3 protein-coding genes are annotated in these 4312 nt (G+C 34.5%); all 3 read left to right on the top strand.

Annotated elements, in window-relative coordinates; all coding sequences use genetic code 11:
- On the top strand, positions 1-259 hold a 259-nt coding region (locus KY055_02755), incomplete at its 5' end, for a hypothetical protein (GenBank protein MBZ1345520.1).
- 258 nt (positions 260-517) lie between these two features.
- Positions 518-1993, top strand: coding sequence for an AAA family ATPase (locus tag KY055_02750; protein ID MBZ1345519.1), 1476 nt, complete (start codon positions 518-520; stop codon positions 1991-1993).
- A 2-nt stretch (positions 1994-1995) separates the two neighbouring features.
- A partial coding sequence (locus tag KY055_02745; GenBank protein MBZ1345518.1) for a DEAD/DEAH box helicase family protein occupies positions 1996-4312 on the top strand: 2317 nt, incomplete at its 3' end.

Here is a 4312-nt window from a genome sequence, read left to right as displayed (position 1 = left end):
AAAAAATACAGAACATCCTCACTGCTTTGTAATGCAGAAATTTAAAGAAAATAACTATGATAGAAAAAACGCTGATCTTAAAGAAATACGAAACGATTTAATGGGTATTATCGGAAGCTCTAAGCCGTGGGAAGTAGTTGTAGGACAAGTTGTTGCTAATTTAAATTGGAACGAACAAACTGATTTTTCAAAAGAAGGCGGTATTTATAATTTTTTGGGTGAAAAGGTGGTAAAAAATTTATGCCCAAAAACTCGATAAATTGTTTTTGATATGTCTAAACTTTACCTACAGAACATCATAGACGACATTTCTTTTGAAAACTTGCCGGCGAATTTGAAGACAGAACAAAAATCCCTGTCCGCCAAAGCGGTAGCGACGGCGGGAATACCAAAAATTTAGATTATAAACTCATTAAGCCATTAATTTGGTGGTAGGTATAGTTATCCACACTACTATTGTAATAGGGTCTTGATAGCATTTCAGTTCCTATTATAATAGATACTGAATATAAACCTTATGGATAAAACAAAAATAGAACAATTTTATACTAAATGGCAGGCAAATCTACCCCAAAGAATTGAGGGTTATATTTATGATGAAAATAAAAGAATGCTGCCAACGCGCTTTATGTTTGCAAAATTCAAAAAGGTTATTGAAAAATTCTTAAATAATGAATTGTCGGAAATAGAAAAAGTTGTTTTAATGCCCGGCATTAGAGGCATAGGTAAAACTACACTTTTGGCGCAAACATACGCCATAGAAAAATTTTTGAAACCCAAAGACAGAAACCTTTTAGAGAACATCGGTAAGTTAGAGGAAAGGTTATATCTTGATGTTAGTCAACTGCGTTCGGACCAGATTTCTTTAAATGAGTTTTTTAATTTTTATGAAGAAATCAGGGAATTTCATTTTGAAAAGCCACAAAAAAAGATTTTAATCCTTCTTGACGAAGTTCATTTTGATGAAAATTGGGGCTTGTTTCTAAAAACTATTTTTGACAGAACAAAAGGGCACAGAGATGTTTTAGTGATAGCTACTGGTTCTTCCGCTCTTCAAATAAAAATGATTCCTGATCTTGGAAGAAGAACAGATATTTGGGAAATTTTCCCGATGAAACTTAATGAGTATTTGATTTTGAAATACGGTAAATATCCTTTGCCCGGATTATCTGATTATCTTCAAGACGCATTATTTAATTCTTCTAATGCGAATGAGGTTTTTGAAAGGTTAAAAATAAAATCACAAGAAATAAGAAAGTTTTTTGTGGAATCGGTTCCGCCAAAATCTGAAACTGACTTTTTTGAATCTGGAAGTTTTCCTTCAGCCATAAGAATTGAAAATAAACAAAAAGCGATAGAAAAAATCAAAAGCGTTATAGATGGCATTATTGCGAAAGACATTATTACTCTGCAAAAATTCAAGACACAAACTATCGCAAAAATCGGCGATCTGCTTTATCTTTTAGCGCAGTCAGATTTAATAAGTTATAGCAAACTTAAAGAAGCTCTAAAAATTGAAAGGGTAGAAACACTAGAAAGTTTGATTGAGGTTTTAGTAATGAGTGGGGTATTGGTAAAAGTGAAAACCTACGGAACAACATACGGAAGCACGAGAAAAACACCAAAGCTTCTTTTTGTAACGCCATCTCTAAGATCGGCAGTATTGAATAATATTTATTTATCAGGGATTGAGGGTAAAAAATTAGAAGATTATTTTGCTTTAATTTATTTAAAGGATTTAAAAAGCCATAGCAAATACGCGATAAATCTTTCTTATGATTTGGCTGAGGCCGGAGCCGATTTTGTATTAACTCTAAAAGATAGAAGCAATATTGTTATTGAGGTCGGCTTTAATAAAAACGAGATTGAACAAGTAAGAAATACGATGAAAAAAGTGAAAAGCCGTTATGGTTTGGTTTTTGGAAGTAGCGAATTGGAGTTGATTAATGATTCTATTGTAAAAGTCCCATTAAGATTTTTAATATTGATTTGATTATGGTTAAACAAGAAAAACGAATTCCTCTTTATCTACAAAACATCATAGACGATATTTCTTTTGAAAACTTGCCGGCAAAGTGGCAAGGATTTGATTTCGCGCAATTTTCAAAAGACAAAACACTTTTTGACTTTCAAAAGCAGGGGCTTCAAAACGCGCTAAAAGGTTTATGGCTTTATTTCAAAGATAAAAAAGAAGACAAGCAAAGTTTATACAATCACTACCAAGCAAATGATTTTACGGAAAACTTTGACTACGATTTAAAAAAGAGAGAGGGCAAAAAGACGGCAAAATATCTTTTAGAGTATGACAAGGATTATCCCGCTTCAGATTCTAAAATTCCTTTCTCGCATTTTATCAATCGGATGAGTTTTTGGATGGCGACTGGTTCGGGAAAGACGCTGATTATCGTTAAACTGATTGAACTTTTGGGCAAACTTATTGCCGAAAAAGAATTGCCGGCGCGGGATATTCTCTTTTTGGCGCACCGCGATGACCTCTTGGATCAGTTCAAAAATCATGTTGAGGAATTTAACAGCTTCAATTTTGACACAAAGATAAATCTCAAGAATTTAAGAGATTATGAAAGCGTGAAGCGCGAAAACGCCCTGCCTTTTGCCAAAAACGAGATTACGGTTTTTTATTATCGTTCCGATTTAATTTCCGATGAGCATAAAGAAAAAATCGTCAATTTCAAAAATTACGATAATAGCGGCAAATGGTACATTCTTTTGGACGAAGCCCATAAGGGCGATAAGGAAGACAGCAAACGGCAGGTTTTATACTCCATTCTTTCAAGAAACGGATTTTTGTTTAATTTCTCCGCGACATTTACCGATCCGAGGGATTTTGCGACCTGCGCCTTTAACTTCAATCTTGTGGATTTTGTTCGAGACGGATATGGCAAGCATATTTATTTGTCTTCGGCCGAAATAGACGCCTTTAGAAGTAAAAATGATTTTTCAAAATTAGAAAAACAAAAGATTGTCTTAAAAACTTTGATTCTTTTAACTTATATTCATAAATATTTTGAGAAAGTCAGAAAACACGAAGAAACTTTGTATCACAGGCCATTGCTTTTGGCATTAGTAAATTCAGTAAATAAACCGGACGCTGACTTGCAATTATTTTTTAGAGAAATTGAAAGCATTGCTCGTGAAAGGCCGAGATTGTTTGATTCGGCCAAAGAAGAAATTATTAGCGAGCTTCTGAAACATAAAAAGTATCAATTTGAAGACGATTTGGAGTTTGCTTTTGATGAAAAAGAATTTGCTAAAATCGATTATGAAAGTGTTTTGAAATATGCGTATAACGCCAAAAAACCGGGCGCAATTGAAATTTCATTTCGGCCATCCGACAAAAGTCAAGTGGCGTTTAAGCTTGTCACTTCGGACAGATATTTTGCGTTGATAAAAACCGGCGAGATGCCGCAATGGTTGAGAGACGAACTCGGGCGGTTTAATGTCAATCACCGTTTTGAGACGGAGGGATTTTTCCAAACAATTAACCGGGAGGATTCTGAAATAAATGTCTTAATGGGCTCGCGTTCATTTTACGAGGGTTGGGACTCTAATCGTCCAAACATGATTTTATTCGTTAATATCGGGGTTGGAAGCGATGCCAAAAAATTCGTTCTGCAATCGGTTGGCAGAGGTGTCCGAATAGAGCCGCAGAAATACCAAAGAAGAAGACTTAAAGAATTGCTGAATATAAAAGAAATAAAAGAGCAATTATTTAATAAAATTCAAAACCTAATTTTACCGATTGAGAGTTTGTTTGTTTTTGGAACCAAGGTTGATATTGTGGAAAAAATTATTGATTCTCTTAAACCAGAGGGACAAGAAAAAAGTTTGGGCGAAACGTTTATTTTGAATCCCGAAGCGCAAAAACATCCGCTTTTGGTGCCGGTTTATTTGGGCGAAGCGTTTATTTTGAATCCCGAAGCACAAAAACATCCGCTTTTGGTGCCGGTTTATAAAACCGCTGAAAGGATTTTTGCCGAAGAAAAAAACCCGCAAAAATATTCTATCAGTCGCGAAGATTTTGATATAACTTCGCAGTTTTATGGATTTTTAGGTGATAAAATCGCTTTAGCCAAATATGACTGTGAGGTGAAGGTTTTAAAGAAAACAAAGGAAAGCTTTTCTAGGGAAAATAAAAATAGATATTATACACTCGGCAAAAATGAACCATCACTCTTTGAGCCGGAGTTAATTCTTGACCGGATTTTTGATTATCTCGGCGTTAAAAGCAAAGAGTTTGAGAAGTTTAAGGAGTTGGAAAATGAAATCGTGCATTTCAAAAAGGTTAGATTTA

It is taken from the genome of Candidatus Nealsonbacteria bacterium, from assembly GCA_019923625.1.
Classification (GTDB): domain Bacteria; phylum Patescibacteriota; class Minisyncoccia; order Minisyncoccales; family RBG-13-42-11; genus JAHXGN01.
This window is presented reverse-complemented; position numbering and strand designations above follow the sequence as displayed.